At 64.0% G+C, this 20,784-nt stretch carries 19 protein-coding genes and 1 pseudogene; 4 read left to right on the top strand and 16 right to left on the bottom strand.

The genetic code is table 11. The features are described 5' to 3' along the window. Positions 1-44: 44 nt before the first annotated feature. Entirely contained in the window at positions 45-395 is a 351-nt protein-coding gene (locus ABHM97_RS10850; RefSeq protein ID WP_349470671.1) for a helix-turn-helix domain-containing protein, read from the bottom strand. A 34-nt stretch (positions 396-429) separates the two neighbouring features. On the opposite strand from ABHM97_RS10850, the pseudogene ABHM97_RS10845 reads away from it, so the two are divergent. Beyond that, positions 430-564: pseudogene (locus ABHM97_RS10845) on the top strand (succinyl-CoA--3-ketoacid-CoA transferase); the annotation flags it as partial. A gap of 36 nt (positions 565-600) precedes the next feature. On the opposite strand, the gene ABHM97_RS10840 reads toward ABHM97_RS10845, so the two are convergent. The 12 genes from ABHM97_RS10840 to ABHM97_RS10785 form a co-directional block, all read right to left on the bottom strand. Further along, positions 601-1,068 carry a heme-degrading domain-containing protein gene (locus ABHM97_RS10840; protein ID WP_349470670.1) on the bottom strand — a complete coding sequence of 156 codons (468 nt, stop codon included), beginning with the start codon at positions 1,066-1,068 and terminating at the stop codon, positions 601-603. After that, the gene (locus ABHM97_RS10835; RefSeq protein WP_349470669.1) at positions 1,065-2,075 is read right to left on the bottom strand and encodes a Gfo/Idh/MocA family protein; all 1,011 of its coding nucleotides are present in this window, start codon (positions 2,073-2,075) and stop codon (positions 1,065-1,067) included. Before ABHM97_RS10835 ends, ABHM97_RS10840 begins: the two co-directional genes overlap by 4 nt. A gap of 4 nt (positions 2,076-2,079) precedes the next feature. Then, a complete protein-coding gene (locus tag ABHM97_RS10830; RefSeq protein WP_349470668.1) occupies positions 2,080-2,973 on the bottom strand; it encodes a TolB family protein in 894 nt (297 codons plus the stop codon). A 3-nt stretch (positions 2,974-2,976) separates the two neighbouring features. Next, complete coding sequence (locus ABHM97_RS10825; RefSeq protein ID WP_235519863.1) at positions 2,977-3,978, bottom strand: sugar phosphate isomerase/epimerase family protein; 1,002 nt, start codon at positions 3,976-3,978, stop codon at positions 2,977-2,979. Position 3,979: 1 nt separating this feature from the next. Then, positions 3,980-5,161 (bottom strand): Gfo/Idh/MocA family protein, encoded by a 1,182-nt coding sequence (locus ABHM97_RS10820; protein ID WP_235519865.1) that lies wholly within the window; start codon positions 5,159-5,161, stop codon positions 3,980-3,982. A 42-nt stretch (positions 5,162-5,203) separates the two neighbouring features. Next, complete coding sequence (locus ABHM97_RS10815) at positions 5,204-6,325, bottom strand: Gfo/Idh/MocA family protein (RefSeq protein WP_349470666.1); 1,122 nt, start codon at positions 6,323-6,325, stop codon at positions 5,204-5,206. Continuing rightward, the gene (locus tag ABHM97_RS10810) at positions 6,322-7,068 is read right to left on the bottom strand and encodes a sugar phosphate isomerase/epimerase family protein (protein WP_309995017.1); all 747 of its coding nucleotides are present in this window, start codon (positions 7,066-7,068) and stop codon (positions 6,322-6,324) included. The genes ABHM97_RS10815 and ABHM97_RS10810 overlap by 4 nt, the downstream gene beginning before the upstream one ends. 57 nt (positions 7,069-7,125) lie before the next feature. After that, the gene (locus ABHM97_RS10805) at positions 7,126-8,019 is read right to left on the bottom strand and encodes a carbohydrate ABC transporter permease (protein WP_235519869.1); all 894 of its coding nucleotides are present in this window, start codon (positions 8,017-8,019) and stop codon (positions 7,126-7,128) included. Then, complete coding sequence (locus tag ABHM97_RS10800; protein ID WP_349470664.1) at positions 8,019-8,981, bottom strand: carbohydrate ABC transporter permease; 963 nt, start codon at positions 8,979-8,981, stop codon at positions 8,019-8,021. Before ABHM97_RS10800 ends, ABHM97_RS10805 begins: the two co-directional genes overlap by 1 nt. Before the next feature lie 13 nt (positions 8,982-8,994). Beyond that, positions 8,995-10,326: an ABC transporter substrate-binding protein gene (locus ABHM97_RS10795; protein WP_235519874.1), complete on the bottom strand. Its 1,332-nt coding sequence runs from the start codon at positions 10,324-10,326 to the stop codon at positions 8,995-8,997. 115 nt (positions 10,327-10,441) lie between these two features. Beyond that, entirely contained in the window at positions 10,442-11,239 is a 798-nt protein-coding gene (locus ABHM97_RS10790) for a hypothetical protein (RefSeq protein ID WP_349470662.1), read from the bottom strand. Next, entirely contained in the window at positions 11,236-12,315 is a 1,080-nt protein-coding gene (locus tag ABHM97_RS10785; protein WP_349470661.1) for a Gfo/Idh/MocA family protein, read from the bottom strand. The genes ABHM97_RS10790 and ABHM97_RS10785 overlap by 4 nt, the downstream gene beginning before the upstream one ends. A gap of 189 nt (positions 12,316-12,504) precedes the next feature. Here ABHM97_RS10785 and ABHM97_RS10780 point away from each other — a divergent pair, with 189 nt between their 5' ends. Continuing rightward, positions 12,505-13,722: an ROK family transcriptional regulator gene (locus ABHM97_RS10780; RefSeq protein ID WP_235519878.1), complete on the top strand. Its 1,218-nt coding sequence runs from the start codon at positions 12,505-12,507 to the stop codon at positions 13,720-13,722. An 82-nt stretch (positions 13,723-13,804) separates the two neighbouring features. Next, entirely contained in the window at positions 13,805-14,998 is a 1,194-nt protein-coding gene (locus tag ABHM97_RS10775; protein ID WP_349470660.1) for an MFS transporter, read from the top strand. 217 nt (positions 14,999-15,215) lie between these two features. On the opposite strand, the gene aceB is transcribed toward ABHM97_RS10775, so the two are convergent. Continuing rightward, positions 15,216-16,868 (bottom strand): malate synthase A, encoded by a 1,653-nt coding sequence (gene aceB / locus ABHM97_RS10770; RefSeq protein ID WP_349470659.1) that lies wholly within the window; start codon positions 16,866-16,868, stop codon positions 15,216-15,218. A 241-nt stretch (positions 16,869-17,109) separates the two neighbouring features. Next, positions 17,110-18,426, bottom strand: coding sequence for an isocitrate lyase (gene aceA / locus ABHM97_RS10765; protein ID WP_349470658.1), 1,317 nt, complete (start codon positions 18,424-18,426; stop codon positions 17,110-17,112). Between the two features lie 172 nt (positions 18,427-18,598). Here aceA and ABHM97_RS10760 point away from each other — a divergent pair, with 172 nt between their 5' ends. Beyond that, on the top strand, positions 18,599-20,086 hold the full coding sequence (locus ABHM97_RS10760) for a helix-turn-helix domain-containing protein (RefSeq protein WP_349470657.1): 1,488 nt from the start codon (positions 18,599-18,601) through the stop codon (positions 20,084-20,086). A gap of 131 nt (positions 20,087-20,217) precedes the next feature. Here the strand turns inward: ABHM97_RS10760 and ABHM97_RS10755 are convergent, their stop codons facing one another. Then, on the bottom strand, positions 20,218-20,706 hold the full coding sequence (locus ABHM97_RS10755) for a MepB family protein (RefSeq protein WP_349470656.1): 489 nt from the start codon (positions 20,704-20,706) through the stop codon (positions 20,218-20,220). Between the last annotated feature and the right edge of the window lie 78 nt (positions 20,707-20,784).

Raw genomic sequence — 20,784 nt, 5'->3', positions numbered from 1 at the left:
ACCCCCTCCGCGGACGCGCCCATCAGCTGACACATTCTTACCTTCTAGAGATCGCTTTCCAGAACTGCGCGGTCGGCCTCGGAGTCTGTAGGACCGGGAGCGTATTTCTCCTGCGTTTCCGTTTTGCGGCGGTAGAAGTCATAGGCCGCTTGTCTGGTGACCCCGAGCGCCTGACCGATCTGGGACCACGTCGCGCCGGCCTCACGGGCTGCTTTCATGACGTACCAGCGCTTGGCGGTAAGCCGGTCAACAGCTCGTGCATTCACCCGCAAGGCCTCCAGAGCGGATACTTCGCGCCAGGCTACGTCTGCCGTGAAGTCTTCCCAGAGGTTGAGCGGGTCGTGGACGTCGGGCTTGTCGAGATCCCGCTGAATAGACCCCGGCCCGTCAGTCATGGTGTCAAGATATCTTGACACCCGCTCCGGGTCAATAGTCAGCGCAAGCCCCTCAAGGGCAGAAGTAAGAACCTCAACAGGCACGACATGGGCCGGCGGCGGTTGTGGGCTGAGCGGCATTCCCGCCGACCTCATCGATGCCGTGCGGGACTACGGCATTAGCCCTCTGCGAGGAGAACCTGATGGTGCTGTACCTGGCCTGACGTCAGCCCACCGTCTTCAAGTAGCTCCGGATCCCGTCCACCACCAGCTGGTGGTCCTCATCGGAGGACAACCCGGACACGGTGATCGCCCCGATGACACCCGCGCCGCGGACCCTGATCGGGAAGGAGCCACCTGCCAAGGTGTAGTCCTCCGGAGCGAGCCACCCACCGCCAAGCGGGTTGCGCTCAGCGAACTGTTCATCCAGCAAGGCCGTGCTGTGCTCAAACCGCAGCACGGATGCAGCCTTCCGGCGGATCCACTCTTCCTGGTCCGAGGTTGCCCCTGGAAGGACGCAGCGGAAGAGCACGATGTTGTGGCGGCGAATATCGATTGCCACACCAAACCCGGCGGAGATCGCGTGGTTGGCGATCAGCGAGCCCAGCCGCCAGGCATCATGGTTGTCGAAGGCTGCGAAGACCAGTTCTTCCTCCTGCTGGCGGAGTTCCACGAGGCGGGGTGAGTCGCTCATGCGGCATCAGCGGTGTAGCTCAGGCCGATCTGCCGGCGGATCTCGTCCATGGCGGCCATGATGGCCACGGTCTCTTCGGGCGGAAGGATGGTTCCGGCAGTGGAACCCTCGCGGACCAGACGTTCCAGTTCAGCTGCCTGGTACTGCATGCCCCTGCTGTTCACGGGCTGGTCGTATCGTTCCAGCACCTCCCCGTCGGCTTTGAAAACGGTGAAGGGAACAGGGTTGTACCAGGTGTGCTCGATGTCGATCCAACCCTCGGTGCCGAGCACCATGGCCCGGTTGGCGCTCGCAGCGTCCAGTTCGCAGTCCACCAAAGCCTGCGCACCGCCGTCGTAATCAAAAATTGCTGCCGTCTGCCGGTCCACGCCAGTGGGCGTCATCGAAGCGCTCGCGCGGATCGCGGCTGGCGTACCCAGGATGTCGAAAGCGAACGAGATGGGGTAGATGCCGAGGTCCAGCAGGGCCCCACCACCCAGTGCGGGATCATTCAGCCGGTGCGCGGGATCCTTGGGCAGGCTTTGGTTGTGGCTGGCCACCACCTTCCGGACCTCGCCGATGGTGCCCGCAGCGATGACCTCGCGCACTCGGATCATGTGGGGGAGGAACCTCGTCCACATGGCCTCGAGCGCCACGAGTCTTTTCGAGCCGGCCAACTCAACAATGTCCTGAGCCTCGCGCGCGTTCATGGTGAAGGACTTCTCCACCAACACGTGCTTGCCCGCGTTCAGGGCCAACAAAGAATTCGCGTGGTGCATGGGGTGTGGGGTGGCTATGTAAACCACATCGACCAAGGGATCGGCCACCAGGTCTTCATAGCTGCCGTGCGCTGTGGTGACGCCGTGCTCTGCGGCGAAAGCCTTGGACGATTCCAGCGACCGCGATCCGACAGCCTGAACCGTGAAGCCGTTTTCCTTCAGATCCTTGGTTTGCAGTCCGGCGATGAAGCCGGTGCCGAGAATTCCCCAGCGGATGGTGCCGTCGGAAGTGCCATTGCTGAAGGTCACGGGCTTAGTCCTTTGATGGGTCGGTGAGCGGGTACGCCACAAACGCAAAACGCGTGGAATCCGGCGACCAGCTGTTGACGTTGAGGGTACCTTGGCCGCCGAAAAGTGGCCACGTTTGGAGGGACGTGGTCCAGTCTTCGGTGGATACAAGGACGACGGCGACCGGCAAGTCGGCGGGATGGCCTTCGGTTCCGCTGGGGAACCGGATGTACGTCGCGAAGCGGCCGTCGGGGGAGAGATGCGGGAACCAGTCGACGGAGTCTGACGTGAGGAGCCGCTCGAAACCGCTCCCATGCCGTCGGATCCGGGCCAGCTGGGCGTGGCCGGGAGCAGAAGTGAAGGACTCAGTATTGAGGTAAATCCACTGGCCATCCGGCGAGTATTCCGGCCCGTCGCAGTGGCCGGGCCCAACATCCACCCGGGCGGCAGCGCCGCCGTCGGACGCTATGGTCATAAGGCGACCGGGCTGCGTAAAGTCGCCCGCCTCGATACCCACGTAGGCCAACTCCCTGCCGTCTGGGCTGACGCCGTGGAGGAAATGGAAAGCGCCGTCGTCTTCGGTGATCCTGTCGACCGGGCCGCCGGCCAGTGCGGCCTGGTAAATGTGGCCGTCGTTGGCTGAAAGGTAGATGCGGGAGCCGTCGGGCGCGAGCACGTGATCGTTGTTCAGGTCCGGCGCACCGGTCAGCGGAACTTCTACGGGTTCGCCACCTGAAACGTCCAGGGTCCACAACTTGCCGTCCCCGTTGAGGACCAGCGCCGTACCATCCAAAGTCCAGTTGGGCGCCTCCAGCAGGATGCGATCGGTGCTGTACAGCAGTTGGGATGCGCCGGATACCGACGCGACCCACACCTCGCAACGCTGACCGGGTTGAAGGGTGCGGGTCGCGTCGGCCACGAGCTAGTCCTTGCTGCTGAAGGCAGCGTCGAAGCTGGTCTGCGACGCCGGGAAGTCGAACTTCTTGAGCGCGGCGAGGGCTTCGGGGGCGCCGTGGAGTCGGTCCATGCCGGCGTCTTCCCACTCGATGCTGATGGGGCCGTCGTAGCCGATGGCGGTGAGGGCACGGAAGGACGATTCCCACGGCACGTCGCCGCGTCCTGCGGAGACGAAGTCCCAGCCACGGCGGGGGTCGCCCCAGGGCAGGTGCGAGCCCATGACGGTGTTCCGGCCGGTGGGGCGGAGCTTGGTGTCCTTGCAGTCCACGTGGTAGATCCGGTCCTTGAAATCCCAAATGAAGGACACGGGATCGATGCCCTGCCACATGAAGTGGGAGGGGTCCCAGTTCAGGCCGAACGCTTCGCGGTGTCCGATCGCTTCGAGTGTGCGGACAGTGGTCCAGTAGTCGTAGGCGATCTCACTCGGGTGGACTTCGTGGGCGAAGCGGACACCGCATTCGTCAAAGACGTCCAGGATGGGGTTCCAACGGTCGGCGAAGTCCTGGTAGCCGGCGTCGATGACCTTCTCGGGGACGGGTGGGAACATGGCCACGTACTGCCAGATGGAGGAGCCGGTGAACCCAACCACGGTGTCCACGCCGAGCGCCTTGGCCAGGCGGGCGGTGTGCTTCATTTCTTCTGCGGCTCGTTGGCGGACGCCTTCGGGATCGCCGTCGCCCCACACCTTGGAGCCGACGATGGCTTCGTGGCGGAAGTCGATCGGGTCATCGCAGACTGCCTGGCCCTTGAGGTGGTTGGAGATGGCCCAGACCTTCAGGTTGTACTTCTCCAGCACAGCCAGCTTGGACTCGACGTAGCCGGGTTCGTCCCAGCGCCAGGCGTCCAGGTGGTCTCCGGAGACGGCGATTTCCAGGCCGTCGTAGCCCCAGCCCGAGGCAAGGCGCGCGACTTCCTCGAAGGGGAGGTCGGCCCACTGGCCGGTGAACAGGGTGTACGGGCGGGGCATGTCAGGCTCCTTCAATAGGGGTTGCGTTGAGCTGGATCAGTGAACTTTTGGCGGCCGCTGACTCTTCGATCGCGGCCAGAATGTGTTGGACGTTGAGTCCTTCTTCGAACGACGGCGACGGCTGGCTTCCGTCGCGAATGGCGAGGAGGAAGTCCCGGATTTGGTGCGTGAACGTGTGTTCCCAGCCGATGATGTGTCCCTGCGGCCACCACGCTTCAAGGTAGGGGTGTTCGGGTTCGTTGACCAGGATCCGACGGAATCCCTGTTCCCGGACAGGCAGGGTGGCATCCAGGAAACCCAGTTCATTGAGGGCTTCCAGATCGAACAGGAGAGTGCCCTTGTCGCCGTAGATTTCGAGTGTGAGGGAGTTCTTCCTGCCCGTCGCTACCCGGCTGACTTCCACCGAGGCGATTGCTCCGGAGGCGAGGCCCAATGTTGCCCAGGCGGCGTCGTCGACGGTTACTTGTTCCGGGCCGTTGGGGCCGGGACGCTGGTCGACAAAAGTGTGCAGGCGGCCGGAGACTTCCGTGACGGCGTCGCCCAGGAGGTAGAGGACCTGGTCGATGGCGTGGGAGGCGATGTCGCCCAAGGCGCCGGATCCGGCGGTTTCTTTGCGGAGCCGCCAGGTCATGGGCGACTCGGAGTCGGAGAGCCAGTCCTGCAGGTAGGCTGCGCGGATGTGGCGGACGGTGCCGAGGCGGCCTTCGGCGATGAGTTCGCGGGCCAAGGCAAGGGCGGGGACGCGGCGGTAGTTGAAGCCGATCATGGACTGGACCCCGCGTTTGCGGGCCTTCTCAGCGGCGGCGGTCATGAGTTCAGCCTCGCCCAGGGTGTTGGCGAGCGGCTTTTCCACGAGGACATGCTTGCCGGCTTCGAGGGCTGCGATGGCGATCTCGGCGTGCATCCAGCCCGGTGCGCAGATATCGATGATGTCGATGTCGTCCCGGTCAATGACTGAGCGCCAATCAGTGGCCGATTCCGCCCAACCATACTTGGCGGCGGCTTCGGCCACCTGGGCGGCGTCCCGGCCCACGAGGACCTTCTGCTCGAAGGCCGGGACGTCGAAGAAACTAGCCACGTTCCGCCACGCATTCGAGTGGGCCTTCCCCATAAAGGCGTAGCCGATGGCGGCCACGCCCAGTGGGCGGTCGGAAGGCAGGGACGAGTGTGTGGGCGTGCTCATGGTTCGTTTCCTCGCTGGGTTCGCTGGTTTCGCTGGGGTTTTCTAGAGTGTCGCGGTTTCCGGTGCCCAGTCCTCCGGGAGGGCGGCCGAGGTGGGGGCGTTGCTGGTGACGTCCACAAACGTGCCGGATTCCACGGACTCCGCGATGGATACCATGCTGTCCAGCACGTGGTACGCGAGGTCGCCGGTGGCGCGGTGCGGGGTGCCGGCACGCAGGGCCCGGGCCATGTCCAGCACACCCAGCCCACGGCCGTTGGCGGGACCTGTCGCGGCGATGATCTCGGGTTCTTCCGCGCCCGGACGCCACAGCTTCAGGTCGCCGTCGAAATAGTTCGGGTCCGGCAGCGAGAGCGTCGCCTCCGAGCCGGTGATTTCCACGAAGCCCATGCGTTGGCGCGGCGACTCGAACGAGAACACACTGTGCGAGGACTGGCCGCCTTCGAACTGCGCCATGGCCGAAACATGCGTGGGGACCTCGACGGCGAATTCCTCGCCGGCCTTGGGACCGGAACCGATCACGCGGGTCGCCTTCGCGGAGGAGCCGACGGCGGCCACCTTCCGGATCGATCCGAAGGTCTGGATCAGTGCGGTCAGGTAGTACGGGCCCATGTCGAACAAGGGTCCGGCGCCGTGCTGGAACAGGAACGCAGGGTTCGGGTGCCAGGATTCCGGTCCGGGGGTCTGGAACGTGGTCATGCCGGTCAGCGGCGTGCCGATATCACCGCGCTCGATGATCCGTCGCGCGGTCTGCAGGCCCGCACCAAGGAACGTGTCCGGTGCGGTGCCCAGGCGGATGCCCGCGGCGTCGGCGGCCTTGAGCAGGCCCAGCCCGGATTCGCGGTCCAGGGAGAAGGGCTTCTCGGTCCAGACATGCTTGCCGGCGTTGACCGCAGCTGTCGCTACCTCCACGTGCGCTGCCGGGATGGTCAGGTTCACGATGATTTCGACGTCGGGATGGTTCAGCGCCAGCTCCGGGGCACCCCATTCGGGGATCCCGTATTCCTCGGCGCGTGCCTTCGCTGCCTCTTCGAAGAGGTCGGCGATGACCAGGACCTTGACGTCCGGGAAGGTGGTGAGGTTGTCCAGGTACTGCTTGCTGATGTTGCCTGCACCAATGACGGCTACGCCTACAGTGCCTTTACGGGTGGAAGGTGTGAAGCTCATGCCTTGGCACCTGCCGATTCTGCATTGAGGAATGCGAGGCTTTCCGTGATTCCTTGGAAGATGTCGCCTGAATAGTCGTCAAATTCAACGACGCCAACCTCCAGGGACTTCGCTGCGGCGATGACGTCCAGGACGGGGATGGTGCCCTGGCCTGCGGGCTGCTGGGCCTTGGTGTCAGTGTTGCCCGGGCCGTCCTTGATGTGGATCAGCTTCACGCGGTCACCGAGCCGGGCCAGGAGTTCCACGGGGTCCTGGCCGCCCACAGCAACCCAGTAGGTGTCTACCTCGAGGACGAGTTCCGGATCCAACAGGCCCTCGAAGTACTCCAGCGCGGTCTTGCCCTCGATGGTGGACTCCAGTTCCCACGCGTGGTTGTGGTAGCCCACGCGGATGCCGTACTCCGCACCCTTCTTCGCCGCGGCGTTGAGCTTGGCTGCCGTACCCTGGATGGTTTCGGCGTCCTGCCAGTGCTCGGCCGGGAGGAACGGGTCGATCACGGTGGTGATGCCCAGTTCCTTGGCGGCGGCAAAGATTTCGTCCTGGTCGGCCGACAGAAGCGGTGCGTGTCCTGAAGGAGCGGTCAGGCCGTTTTCCTTCAGGGCAGCCCCGAGCTCCGCTGCGGTGGCCACGAAGTTGTACGGTTCAACCTGCGTGAAACCGATCTCTGCGACCTTTTTGATGGTTCCAGGCAGGTCCTCCTGGATGGCATTGCGGAGGGTATACAGCTGGAGTGAGTACGACATTGTTTTCCTTTGCGGGAGTGGGTTATGCAGGGAATTCAGGCGTTGGCGCCAGTCTAGTTAGCGCCCGGCGAGGGAGCCACCGATTCCGCCAACGCTGAAGTACTTGTTCAACGTGGCGAAAACGATGATCGGGGGAAGCATCATGACCACGGCCAGCGCCATCACGGAGGTCCAGTCTGTGGCGTTCTGCTGGAAGAAGGATTGGACACCCATGGGGAGGGTGAAGATCTCATTGGAGCGGAGGAAGACGATGGCCACGAGGTAGTCGTTCCAAGCGAGCAGGAAAGCAAAGATCGCCGTGGAAAGGATGCCGGGCAAGGAGTTACGCAGCACCACCTTGGTGAAGGAACCAAACACCGAGCAGCCATCGATCCAGGATGCTTCTTCGAGGCTGATGGGAATCGAATCGAAGTAGGCGGCCATCATCCAGGTGGCGACGGTCATGGTGGAACCGACGTAGATGATGGTGATGCCCAGCAGGTTGTCCACCAGTCCCATCCCTGCGAAGAGGATGAACAGCGGAACCACTGAGGTGATGATCGGCAGGGACTGCATCACGAACAGGAGCAGGGAGTAACCGGAGACTGCCTTTGACCGGCCGCGGGACAGGACGTAGCCCGCCGGCGCTGCCACGGCAACGGAGACCACAACGGTGGAGAGTGTGGTGACCAGGCTGTTCTGCAGCCATGTCGCGGCCAGTGTTCCGTTGAAGACATTGGCAAGGTTTTCGAAGGTGAACCCGGTAGCGGTGCTGTTGGGCCCTGGCGTGAAGGCGAGGACCACGGTGACCATGATGGGTACCAGGACGATCACAGTGATGGCCAGGATCAGGACAAAACGCCACCAGCGTCCGCGCATGCCGGCTTCGGAAAGGACCCGGCGTGTTTTGCCTGATTCGCTGATGCCGAGGGCCGGGCCGGATTCGGGGTGGGCGTGGAGTACAGCGCTCATTATTCGACGCTCGACTTTCGGATCTGGCGGTACAGGATGACGGAGATGACAACCAGGGTCATGGTCATGAGGAAGGCGATGGCAACGCCTGGGCCGGTGGCGAAGTCCTGGAAGACGGTCCGGTAGGCCAGAACCACCAGCGAGGTGGTGGCGCTGACCGGCCCACCGCCGGTGAGGAGGTAGATGGTGGGGAAGTCGTTGACGCAAAAGATGGTCATGAGGATCCACGAGATGTACGTGGAGCGGGCGATCAGGGGCAGGGTGATCTGGGTGAACTGCTGCCAACGGCTGGCACCATCCATGCTGGCCGCTTCGTAGACGGTGGTGTCCACCGCGGCCAGGGCCGCGGAGATCATCATCATCATGAAGGGGAAGGAAACCCAGACCTTGAACACCATGACAGTGATGGACGCGAGGGTCGGGTCGGCCAGGAACAGTGGGGTTCCCAGGCCGAGGCCCCGGAAGATCGAGGGGATCAGGCTGTCAGGTGTGGCAACCAGCCAGTTCCACGCGGTGGAGGAGACAACGATCGGCACCACCCACGGCAGGAGCAACAGGACCTTGAAGGTATTGCCTGCGGGGATTTTGGTCCGCAGCAGCAGGGCCAGTCCCAGGCCAACAAGCCAGGAGCCGAACACGCCAACAATCGTGAACCACAGGGTGAACTGTGCAGCCTTCCAGAACGCCGGCGAGGACAGGACGTGGGCAAAGTTTTCCCCGCCAACGAAGTTTCCGGTCTGGAGCAGGTCGCCGTCGTGGGTGGCCTGGACCGCGGCGTGGATCAACGGATAGCCGTGGATCAGGACCAGCAGGACCACGGAAGGCAGCAGGAGCCAGAAGAAGGTCCTGGTGGTTTGCGCGCTCAGTTTGCTCTTGCGTTTACCAGGGGAGGCCCCCGGCCCGCCGGGGGCGAGCCCCCGGCGGGCCCGGGACAAGCCCGAAGGTGCGGTGGTGGATGTCATGGTTGGATCCGTCCTACTTCTTCAGGACGGATTCAAGGCCGGACTGGAAGGTCTGCAGGGCGCTCTTGGCGTCCTTTGCCTGGCCGGTCAGGATGGACTGGCTGAACTGGTTGAGGGCCTGGCCGCCGTCGAGGGCTGCGAGGTTGGCGTTGAGGGTGCTGCCCTGGGAAGCGAACGTCTTGGCGATGGGCTGCCAGTCCTTGACGATCTTGACGTTGTTGGGGTCATTGGCGAACTCGGGCGTTTCGGTGATCGATTTGAAGACCGGAAGCGCGGACATGAGCTTCTGCTTCCACAGTTCCTTGAGCTGGCCCATGTAGTAGACAAGGAACTCTTCGGAGGCCTCCTGGGAGGGGGTGTTCTTGTACATCATGATGTTGTTCGGGAACACGATGGTGGCTTTGTCGCCGTGCGGGCCGGTGATGGGATCGGCCACCAGCAGGTCGCCGGAGGTGTCGCCCACGCGCTGGGGAACGTTGACCTGGAAGAGGCCGAATCCTGCCTTGCCGTCCTTCCACTGTGCCGACATGTTGTCCGTGGTGTAGCTGACCGCGGCAGGATCGATGATGCCGTTGGATACGAGTTCCAGGACGAATTCCATGGCTTCGACGTTGCGGTCGTTGAGGAGGTCCAGTTCGCCGTTCTTGTTCCAGACGCCGCCGCCGTTGTTGACCATCATCATGATCATGGAGTGGTTGCCGTAGTTGTTGCCTGATCCAGCGCCGGTGGCGAAACCGAACGCGCCAACCTTCTTCAGTGCCTTGCCGGCTTCGAGCAGTGAAGGCCAGTCGGTGGGCAGTGACACGCCGGCCTTCTCGAACAGCGACTTGCGGTACCAGAACACGCGCATGTCCAGCTGCCACGGAACTGCGACATAGCCCTTGTCCGACTTGAACGGATCCAGCACTCCCGGCAGGAAGTCGTCGAACTGGCCGTTGGCCTTCATCTTCTCGATGACTTTGTCTGCGTAGGCGATCTGGCCCTGCTGATCAAACTGGAACGCCTGGAAGCCACCACCGGTGGAAACAGCCGGACCGGTTTTGGAAGCGATCGCCGAGGAGAACGTCTGGTAGAAGTTGTTCCACTGGATGATCTGGTAGTTGGCCTTGGCGCTGTTGGCGCCGGAGAAGCCTTCAGCGATCTTCTTGGCGGAATCGTTGTAGGCCGGGGTTGCCCACGGCATATCCCAGAACTTGATGGTGCCACCGGCGCCGCCGCCACCGCCGCCCTGGCTGGCTGAGCCGCCTCCGCAGGCGGCGAGCAGCGGCACTGAGGCCGCTGCGGCGGTGAGGCCGAGGAAGCCGCGGCGGGAGAATGCTTTGTTGGCTGTGGACTGAACATTCATAGTGATTCCTTTCGGGACCGGCAACGCGGAGTCCGCGTCGGTACGCCGGTCCAGCTCAACTTTGAGTAGGGCAAACGGATACTGAATGGCTTGTACTGCTTTGTGGTGCGGTGATTCAGGTGAGGGTGGAAACGGATTCGATCAGTTCCGCGAACAGACGCAGATCTGAGGGGACAGTGCTTGCGTCGAGGTGTTCCTTCAGCCGGCGCCACGTGGCGCGGTGGGCGGACTCGTACAGGGTGGGCAGAAGCAGTTCGCCGTGCGGACCGGTGACCTTGACCCTGGCCGGCCACGCTGCAGACGGTTCGGGCAGCGTGAGGCTGACGCCGCCGTCGTCAACCAGCATGCTGAGCTGCAGGGCCGCAGGCCGGGCGTCAGACAGGATGCCTTGCAGTGCCACCGGCGCGCCGTTGGCGAGCACCGCCGTCGCCGTGTAGCCCCGTGGTCCGCGGTGGAGGACGCGGAGGCCGTCCAACGGACCGGTGACGCGTACGACGGCGGCAAGATGGTCCGCTAGTACCTCACCGGCGCTGGTGCCGGCCGGAGCGGTTGCGACGGAGTCGAGCATCGCGGCACGTCCGGCGAGGGTGCGGACTGCGTCCTCGGCTGCCGGCATTGCTGGGTTGGATGCCCAGCGCTGGTCGAGGACCACTGCGGTGTTGCTGCGTTCGGCGACTGCCGCGAGGGAGTCGGTGTTTTCCGGTGCGGGGTTGACCACCACAATGCCGCGTGCCCCTTCGTCAATGGCGGTGGCTGCCTCGATGGTCCATCCGGGCTGGCCGGAAACGACAACTACGTCGGCTTTTGCTTCGGCGGCCGGACCGAACGATTCGGGCAGGGACGCGACCACCAACGCCACGGCACCGGCCGCCTGCGCCTCGGGCGCAGCTTTGACTGTGTACGTGTGGCTCATGCGCGGATTCCGTCGGTAACGGCGTGCTGCGTCTCAAGGCTGGCTACCGTGGCGTCGGCAATGTCCAACGCGAAGGTCAGGTCGTCAATGAGGGTTTGCGCGGTGGGCGGCTGCTTCGCTCCCGTGGCCAGGGCCGCGAGTTCGCGCCACTCACCTTCGTAACCGTTGTGGTCGAAGGGACCGAGCACCGTGGTCTTGGTGCCCTCCGTCAGGGTGGCGGTGGCTGAACCGGCCTGCACGTATGACGGTGTGAAGTCGATGCGCAGGGCAGCGGCATCGGAGACGGCTTCGAAGCTCCATTCCGGCTTCCACGTGTTGTTCATTGCCGCGCGGAGTTCGATGGTCCGGGTGGGAGTGCGCAGTGAGATGACGTAACCGAAGGGGCGGACGTGGCGTGCCTCGAGCACCTCGATGTCCTTGAAATCCGGGGTGAACCGGCGGATCAGCGGGAGGTCGTGGATGGCCAGGCCCATGATGCCGCCCCGGAGTGCGCCCTTGATGACCTCAGGGTCGGAGTAATCAGGAGTGCCGCCAGCGGGGCGTGTGATGATCTCGGTCGCGAAGTCCTCGAACCGGGCGTTGGGTGGGAGGACGATCGAGGAGCGGATGGTGTGCGTGGTCTCCGGGAGGTCGCCCCAGTTGTCCTGGGCGGCGAGCCAGCCCGGATCGAACGTGTGCATGGCACCGACGATGATCGGCACGCCCGTCTCGGCACTGACTGCCGAGATTCGTGCGGCTTCTCCGGCGTTCATGGCAAAAGGCTTCTCGCAGAGGACCGCCTTCTTGCCGGCACGGCAGGCGGCGATGACTTGTTCGGCGTGGAACTGGTGGGGGCTGCAGATCGCGACAATCTCAACGGCGGGATCGCTGAGGAGGGCTTCGACGCTGGTGCTGTGCGTGGCGCCGACGCGGGCGGCGACTGACCCGGCGACCGAGGGGTCGACGTCCATGATGTGGCGGACGGTGAGGAGATCGCCGAGCCGGGCGAGGGACGGCAAGTGGATGGCCTGGGTGACCGGGCCGGCGCCGAGGATGCCAACGCCCAAGGGGCGTGTGGCGTCTGTGTGGCTGGACAAGTTCAGTTACCTCTTCGTAAGCGGACTTCTTGAGGTGAATCGACGGGGGAGATGGTGCATATCGATCGCCTTGATGTGCTGCTCATCACAACCTAAGGGGACTTTTGTCGAGCGTCAAGCAAAAGTTGAAATAAGGCCGACATACTTCTGATGCATGACACGCATAAGCAATCGTGCTTCACTAAAGGCATGCCTTCAGTCAGCGCACACGATGCCGGAAATGCCTCCGCAGTTGAGGCCGGCAATCTTTCTCGCGCTGGCGATCTTTTCCAGCTTCTCCGCGACGGCCAGGCCCGCACCCGTGCCGAACTTGCCGTCACCACTGGGCTCGCCCGTTCAACGGTCGCGTCCCGCATCGATGCCCTGATTAGTTCGGGTCTGGTCGGTCCGGCAGGGGAAGCCAGCTCCAGCGGCGGCAGGCCGCCGTCGCGCTTCGCTTTCAACCCCGCTGCCCGCGTGGTCCTGGCGGTCGACGTCGGAGCCACCCACGTGATCGTTGCCGTCACCGACCTCAGCGGCAGCATTCTCGCTGAGCGCCGGCTCGTCCAGGAAGTCGCCGACGGCCCCGAAGTGGTGTTGGGCCGCTTGGTTGCCGCGGGACGTGAGCTCCTCGCCGAGGCGGGGCGGGAGCCCGGGGACCTCGCCGGGATTGGCATCGGGTTGCCAGGACCGGTCGAGCACGCCACCGGGCGGCCCGTTAAACCGCCCATCATGCCCGGCTGGGACGGATTCGACGTCGTCACTTACGTTCAGCGATTGCTGCCCGTTCCGGTGTTGGTGGACAACGACGTCAACATCATGGCCCTCGGTGAACGGACCGCATTCTGGCCCGACCACGACAACTTCCTGTTCATCAAGGTTGCCACCGGCATCGGCGCCGGGATCATCAGCAGCGGTGAACTGCAACGCGGCGCCAACGGCACTGCCGGCGACCTCGGCCACGTCCGCGTTCCCCGAGGCGATGACGTCCTCTGCCGGTGCGGCAACCACGGCTGCCTTGAAGCGATGGCCTCAGGTCCCGCCGTCGCCCGCCAACTCAAGGCCCAAGGGCTCGAAGCTGCCACCGGCGCGGACGTGCTGCGCCTGGTGGGCGAGGGAAACCTGCAAGCTATCCAGGCACTGCGGCAGGCCGGCCGTGACGTCGGCGATGTACTGGCCACGGTGGTCAACCTGCTCAATCCGTCCATGATCATCATTGGCGGCAGCGTGGGGGAAGCCGGCGAACACCTCGTAGCCGGAATCCGCGAAGTGGTCTACAGGCGTTCCCTGCCACTGGCCACCACCCACCTGCGCATCGGTATCACCATGGCCGGGGACCGTGCGGCCATCCTGGGCGCGAGCCAAATGGTCACGCAACATGTTCTTTCGCCGGCCGTGATCGAAGCCACGCTGCAAGCTGCCGGCTAAGTCTTGTTTGTGACCGGCTGCCCTGCGGCGGCGTGATAGCAATGAAAGTGATGCCTATTTTCTCCCCCTCCCGGTCCGTCCAATGAGTCAGTTCCTCGCCAAAGTCCCACGTGGCTGGCTGATCCTTGCGTGCATTGGGCTCATTGCCCTGAACATGCGCGGCCCTTTCGTAGCCGTGGCGCCAGTGGTGGATTCCCTGCGGCGGGACCTCGGATTCTCGCCAGTGGAACTCGGGCTGCTGACCGGAATTCCCGTGCTCTGTTTCTCCCTGGCGTCCCCTTTGGCCTCGTTGGCCGGACGCCGCCTCGGAGCTGAATTCGCCGTGATGCTCACCCTGGTTGGGGTGTTGGCCGGTGTGGTGATCCGCTCCAGCGGCGGCGGTGCCCTGGTCATGGCCGGAACGGTCATCATTGGTTTGGCCATCACCATCGGCAATATCGCGGTGCCGCTCATCATCAGGCGCGACTTCGCACCGCGCCGCCAGGACACCGCCATGGGGGTCTACACGGCTGCGCTCAACATCGGCTCGTTCCTGACATCCGTAGCCACAGCACCTCTGGCGGAGTTGGTGGGTTGGCGGCTGGCCCTTGCCGCCAGCGCACTGCTGGCGTTGGCCGCGATCCTGTTCTGGGTGCCCACAGTTGGTGCGCGGCGTGCTTTTGTTCCTGCCGCTGTTCCCGTCCCTGCCGCAACGGGGGCCGGCCAGGTGGCCGGCGTCGGCTGGCTGACAGCTGGCCTGACGCTCGGTTTTGCTGGCCAGGCCTTCTCCTACTACGGAGTCACGGCCTGGCTGCCAAGCTTCCTCGCGGATGAGCTCGCCATGGGCGCCGCCGAAGCCGGTGCCGGTTCCTCGCTCTTCCAGATCTTAGCGATTGTTGGCGGCCTGGGCGTACCGCTCCTGGCCCGCTTGGCCAGTACGACAACGGTGGCGGTCACCTTGAGTGCGTTGTGGCTGACCGTTCCCGTGGGCCTGTTGCTGGCTCCCGGGTTCTGGTGGCTGTGGTCCTCCATGGGAGGCATTGCGCAAGGCGGTGGCATCACGGTGATCTTCATTGCCATCATCAAGTTCGCACACTCCCAGGCAGCGGCCGGGAAGATGTCCGCCGTCGTGCAGGGCGTTGGCTACTGCTTCGCGGCGCTGGCGCCCACCATCGTTGGTTTCGTGCACAGTGTTTCCGGCGGCTGGACCGTCCCGCTTTTCGTGATCCTCGGCTCCGTGCTCGCGTTCTGCATATGCACCACCTTGTCCGTGCGCTGGGTGGCCCGGCAACGCTAGCTCGGGCTTGCCCGTTTCGATGGGTTGCTGCGGATTAGACGGTAGGAAGCGTCTTGCGTGCAGCGAGTCGTCGAAGTGGGGTGCGCTTCGGACATGGAGAAGCCCCGTTGCTGGGCTGCCTCCCCGACCATCGGGGTCACTTGTTGCGAAGAGTGCAGGCAGCCCAGCGTCGGGGCGTGGTGTCCGCGGCGTGTGTCGCGGGGCTTGTGGTGCCTCCCTAGGCGGCGACGAGTTCCTCTGCCGTGGCCTCTTCACGGGCCTCGGTGAGGAAACGGGCGTACGCCGGGATGGTCAGGAAGGTGGGGAACTCCTCTGCCAGGGTGACTTCCTCGAAGATGGCGCGGGCATCAGCGAAGCGGTCACCGTCGAAGCGTTCCAGCCGGGCGAATTCCTCGTCCAGCATGTCCTCCACCCATTCGCGGGTGATGATGTCGCCGTGGTCGGTGATCGCGTGGGAGTGGATCCACTGCCACAGCTGGGAGCGCGAGATCTCCGCGGTGGCGGCGTCCTCCATGAGGTTGTGGATAGCCACGGCCCCGTTACCGCGCAGCCAGGACTCGATGTAGCGGATACCTACTTCGATGTTCAGGCGCACGCCGCCCTCGGTGATGGTGCCTTCCGTGCTGGCGATGTCGATCAGTGCACGGTCATCAGGGGTGACGTCCTCGCGGGTCTTGCCCAGCTGGTTTGGCTTGTCCCCGAGCACCTCGTCGAAGACTTCACGGCAGACCGGAACCAGGTCCGGGTGGGCCACCCAGGATCCGTCAAAGCCGTCGTTGGCTTCGCGGGTCTTGTCGGCACGAACCTTTTCAAACGATGCCTGGTTGGCTGCCTCGTCCTTGCGGTTAGGGACAGCGGCTGCCATGCCCCCAATTGCCATGGCACCTCGCCGGTGGCAAGCGCGGACCAGTTGCTCGGTGTAGGCCCGCATGAACGGCTGGGTCATGGTGACCTGGCCGCGGTCCGGGAGCACGAAGCGCGGCCCGCGGGTACGGAAATTCTTGATCAGCGAGAAAATGTAGTCCCACCGGCCGGCGTTCAAACCGCTCGCGTGGTCGCGCAGTTCGTAAAGGATCTCCTCCATCTCGAACGCGGCCGTGATGGTCTCGATCAGCACAGTGGCGCGGATGGTGCCCTGCGGGATGCCGAGCAGGTCCTGTGCCAACACAAAGATGTCGTTCCAGAGCCGGGCTTCCAGGTGGTTCTCGATCTTCGGCAGGTAGAAGTACGGTCCCTTGCCCTGGGCCAGGAGGCGCCGGGCGTTGTGGAAGAAGTACAGGCCGAAGTCAACGATCCCGCCGGCGATCGGCTTGCCATCGATCAGCATGTGCTTCTCCGGCAGGTGCCAGCCGCGGGGACGGACAACAATGGTGGGCAGGTCCTCGGCAGACTTGAGCTTGTATTCCTTGCCCTCGGGGCTGGTGAAGTCGATGCGGCGCTCCAGCGCATCGGTCAGGTTCAGCTGGCCCTGGATGACGTTGCGCCACGTCGGCGTGGACGAGTCTTCCATGTCCGCCAGCCACACCTTTGCCCCCGAGTTCAGGGCATTGATGGTCATCTTCTTGTCCACCGGACCGGTAATCTCCACGCGGCGATCCTCCAGACCCGGAGCCGGGGGAGCCACCCGCCACGACGGGTCATTGCGGATGCCCTCGGTCTCCGGCAGGAAACGCGGATCCTGGCCACTCGAGATCTGGTTACGACGTGCGTGCCGAGCCTGCATCAGCTCCTGGCGACGATCAGCCGTGGCCCGGTGCAGCTTGCCGACGAACTCGAGCGCATCCGGCGTCAAAACCTCGTTCTGCCGCGAAATGGGCTGCGCGGTCAACGTAATGCCATTAATAGTGAAGTTGTCGGTGAAGCTGTTCATTTCAAGACTCCTAAGAAAATGTTCGACGGCGGCACTCGCCTGAGTCGGTTGTGCTTGGAGGGGAAACCCTCCGCGTGCTATTCCCCATCCCGGCCGCTTGGCCTCGCAGGGCTCGGCCGGCGTCCGGGACAGGGCCCCTTTTACGCACGCTTCCGGGTTCCCCCTCCATGCCGCTGCGTCACCCGGGGGAGTGCCGCCGTCGTGCCTTCCGATGAGCGGAAACTCACCTTGGGCGAAGTGGTTAGTGGAACTGGCCCTCTTCGGTCGATCCGACCAGTGCGAGGGTGGATGCGTTCGGGTTGAGCGCTGTGGCGATGTCGTCGAAGTAGCCGGTGCCGACTTCGCGCTGGTGCTTGGTGGCGGTGTAGCCGCGTGACTCGGAGGCGAATTCCTTTTCCTGGAGCTCGACGTAGGCGCTCATGCCTTCACGGGCGTAGCCGTGGGCGAGGTCGAACATCGAGTAGTTCAGGGCGTGGAAGCCGGCCAGCGTGATGAACTGGAACGTGAAGCCCATGGCACCGAGTTCGCGCTGGAACTTGGCGATGGTGGTGTCGTCCAGGTGCTTGCGCCAGTTGAAGGACGGAGAGCAGTTGTAAGAGAGCATCTGGTCCGGGAACTCGGCCTTGACCGATTCGGCGAACTTGCGGGCCAGTTCCAGGTCCGGGGTGCCCGTCTCCATCCAGATGAGGTCGGAGTACGGGGCGTAGGCCTTGGCACGGGCGATGCAGGGTTCGATGCCGTTGCGGACCTTGTAGAAGCCCTCGGCAGTGCGTTCGCCGGTGATGAATTCCTGGTCGCGCTCATCAACGTCGGAGGTAATCAGGGTCGCTGCCTCGGCGTCGGTGCGGGCGATGACCACCGTCGGCGTACCGGCGACGTCGGCTGCCAGGCGGGCTGCGTTCAGTGTCCGGATGTGCTGCTGCGTGGGGATCAGGACCTTGCCGCCGAGGTGGCCACACTTCTTCTCCGAGGCCAGCTGGTCTTCCCAGTGAACGCCCGAGGCGCCGGCGGTGATCATGGATTTCATGAGTTCGTAGGCGTTGAGCGGGCCACCGAAGCCGGCTTCGGCGTCGGCGACGATCGGGACGAGCCAGTCCTCGACGGTCTTGACGCCCTCGGAGTATTCGATCTGGTCGGCGCGGAGCAGGGCATTGTTGATGCGGCGGACAACCTGCGGGACCGAGTTTGCCGGGTAGAGCGACTGGTCCGGGTAGGTCTGGCCGGAGAGGTTGGCATCCGCGGCCACCTGCCAACCGGAGAGGTAGATGGCCCGGAGACCGGCCTTGACCTGCTGGACAGCCTGGTTGCCGGTCAGTGCGCCCAAAGCGTTGGTGTATCCGCCCGTGGGAGCTTCCTCGGTGAGCTGCTTCCAGAGCTTCTCCGAGCCGCGGCGGGCCAGGGTGTGCTCTTCGGAGACCCGGCCGCGGAGGCGGACGACGTCGGTGGCCGAGTAATCACGGGTGACGCCTTCCCACCGCGGGTTGGCGGACCATTCAAGTTCCAGCGCTGCGGCCTGCTGCTCTGCACTCTGCTCTGCTGGTTCAAATGAAGCGGTCATTGTCTGTCTCCTAGGTGGTGCCCGGCCCGGCCTCTGCTGCTTCGTTGCGGCATCGGCCGGGTAGCCCGGGGTCTGTATTTCTTTTTCGTAGGACCTACTTTTCTGCACTTTCAAGAGGCTTTCTAGAGGAAAACTATGGAAAGAAATGCACTTCTTCGCGTAATCTCAAGAAATGTCGCCTGTGAGCTGGAATCGCGAAGTAGTGTCGCCGTCGTCGTCCCCTGCGTCCCCGGAACTGGACGTCATCAGCCTTGGCCGCCGCGTGCGGCACCTGCGCAAGCAGGCCGGGCTGACGCTGGACGACTTGAGTGCCGCCGTCGGGACTGCTCCAAGCCAGCTGAGCCTGATCGAAAACGGCAAGCGCGAGCCCAAACTGGGGCTGCTGCAGCAGTTGGCCGCCGCACTCAACGTAAGCATCGATCAGCTGCTCGGGGCCGAGCCGCCCAGCCGCCGCGCCGCCCTCGAAATCGAGCTCGAAAGGTATCAGCGCGGACCCCTGTACGAGTCCCTGAATCTCCCGAAAATCCGCATCAGTTCGCGGCTTCCGCTGGAAGTTCTCGAGGCGCAGGTGGGGCTGCTTCAGGAGCTCGAACGCAAGCTTAACGAGCAAGCCGCGACGCCGGAGGAAGCCCGCCGCGCGAACGGCGAGTTGCGTGCCATGATGCGCGAGCGCGGCAACTATTTCCCCGAGTATGAGGCCGAAGCGCAGAAGGTCCTCAAAGGGGTCGGCTACACCACCGGTCCGCTGAGCCAGCACGTCATTGCCGACATCGCCGAGAATCTCGGTTTCACCCTCCACCACGTGGGCGATTTGCCCCATTCCACGCGCTCCGTGACGGATTTGAAGAACCGCAGAATTTATCTCACGCAGAACCAGCGGCAGGACCACGATCCCAGGTCTGTTCTGCTGCAGGCCTTGGGCCACTACGTCCTGGGCCATGAAACTCCGCGGAACTACGGGGATTTCCTGGCGCAGCGCGTGGCGACCAACTATTTCGCCGCTGCGCTGCTGCTGCCCGAGCACGCCACCGTGGAGTTCCTTCAGAAAGCCAAGGCTGCGAAGGAAATTGCGGTGGAAGACATTCGGGATGCCTTCGCCGTGTCCTACGAAACTGCCGCCCACCGCTTCACCAACCTGGCCACCCAGCATCTCGGTATCACCACGCACTTCCAGAAGACCCACCAGTCCGGCATCATCTACAAGGCCTACGAAAACGACGGGGTGAACTTCCCGCAGGACCACACCGGGGCCATCGAAGGGCAGCCGTCGTGCAAGGCGTGGACCTCCCGGGCAGTGTTCGATGTGCCCGACAAGTTCAGCGCCTACAGCCAGTACACGGACACTCCATCGGGCACCTACTGGTGCACGGCACGCACTGAACGGTCCGCGACCGGCGAGTTTTCGCTGAGTATCGGCGTCCCGTACCAGCACGTGAAGTGGTTCCGTGGGCGGGAGACCACCGCACGGGCAACCTCCAATTGCCCGGACCCGAATTGCTGTAAACGACCCCCGGAGTCACTGGCGAACGAGTGGGCCGGAAACGCCTGGCCTTCCGCCCGGGCACACTCCCACCTGTTGGCCGCCATGCCTCCCGGCGCGTTCCCCGGCGTTGACGAAACCGAGGTTTACTCCTTCCTGGCGGCGCACTCCGAACGCTAACCCCCAACGCTCACCCCCAACGCTCCTTCACATCCCACCCGCTTGGGGTGGACGCTCTCTCACGTCCCGGCCGGCGATCCACGGAACGGCGGGGTCTTACGCACACGTTTGATTCGACGGGCGGGGACCAGCTAGTCTGTGCGCCCGGTTTCGGTCCACGGCACGCTGCGTGGAGGAAGCTCTACGAACGCGGAGGCTTGCGCGCGCTGGGTTCGGGACGCTTGAGGATTCAGGTCGGAGCACCATGCGGGATAGACGCGGAAGCCGCGCTTGCCTGGATGGAATTCGGAAGTGACGTATCCAAGCGAGATCAGGTACGAGGGTGAGAATCGGAAGACCCCGAACCGGCCCCGCTCTTCTACGAAGACCATCAGTCCCGACAATGACTCGCCAGCTGTAAATGGCCTGGTCGATCCGCCTCCGTCGCGCTTCCAGACCGCGACAAAGGCGCCCTGCTTCGTCGGCGTGATCCGAGCCGTGCGGATCCGCCACCACTCTTTCCCAAACAGTACGACTCCAGATTCATAGTCGCTGTTCTGCTCTTCTGCCTGGATGATGGGCTGCGGATCATCCGAAGCCGACGAGCATGCGGTGAAGTGTTTGAGTGCCTGGAAACTCACTCCCGAATCCTACTCGCTCCAGAAGAGGACCTCTCCGCCTTGAAACGGCGGCTCCTTCATCTGATGATCCTGAGGTTC

The sequence above is a fragment of the Paenarthrobacter sp. CAP02 genome (assembly GCF_040137855.1).
In the GTDB taxonomy this organism is placed as follows: domain Bacteria; phylum Actinomycetota; class Actinomycetes; order Actinomycetales; family Micrococcaceae; genus Arthrobacter.
Note: the sequence above shows the minus strand (reverse complement) of the source record. Positions and strands in the feature narration are given on the sequence as shown.